This is a genomic window from Herbiconiux daphne (assembly GCF_024979295.1).
Classification (GTDB): Bacteria; Actinomycetota; Actinomycetes; order Actinomycetales; family Microbacteriaceae; genus Herbiconiux; species Herbiconiux daphnes.
The window spans coordinates 1-539 of sequence record NZ_JANLCJ010000738.1 but is presented as its reverse complement, the minus strand read 5'-3'; the positions used below and the strand labels follow the sequence as shown (position 1 = coordinate 539).

1 protein-coding gene is annotated in these 539 nt (G+C 49.4%); it reads left to right on the top strand.

Features of this window, described 5'->3' with window-relative positions; all coding sequences use genetic code 11:
• A partial coding sequence (locus N1032_RS27425) for a DUF5309 domain-containing protein (protein ID WP_259543879.1) occupies positions 1-539 on the top strand: 539 nt, incomplete at both ends.

Below are 539 nucleotides of genomic sequence, written 5' to 3'. Positions count from 1 at the left end.
GTTCTGATGCTGAAGCCGGTACTCTGAAATCTACTACCGTTGAGAAAAACGTTACTCAGATTCTGCGTAAAGTTGTTGCTGTTTCTGACACTGCTGATGCTCTGTCAAGCTATGGTCGCGGTAGCGAACTGGCTTACCAGATGGAAAAAGCTGGTGCTGAAATCAAACGTGACCTGGAATGGGCATTCCTGAACAACGGTGCAGCTTCTGAAGGTCTGGGTGCTCTGACTGCTACTAACGCAATCACCACTGCTGGTACTCCTCCAGTTCCGAATCCAGTTGCTGCTGCTTCTCTGGCTAACAGCTACAATGGCCTGTCTCTGGTACAGACCGGTACTACTGGTCAGAACGGTGCTCGCGTAACTGCTGGCTTTAAAGCTCTGGTTTCTACTCAGCCTTCTCCAGATGCAATCCAGGGTACTGTAACTGTTGTTAAAGACACCGCAGGTACTGGTCTGACTGAAACTGACCTGTTTGGTCTGACTGAAGCTCTGTATGAAGCAGGTGCTCAGCCTAACATCATCATGTTCCACCCATCA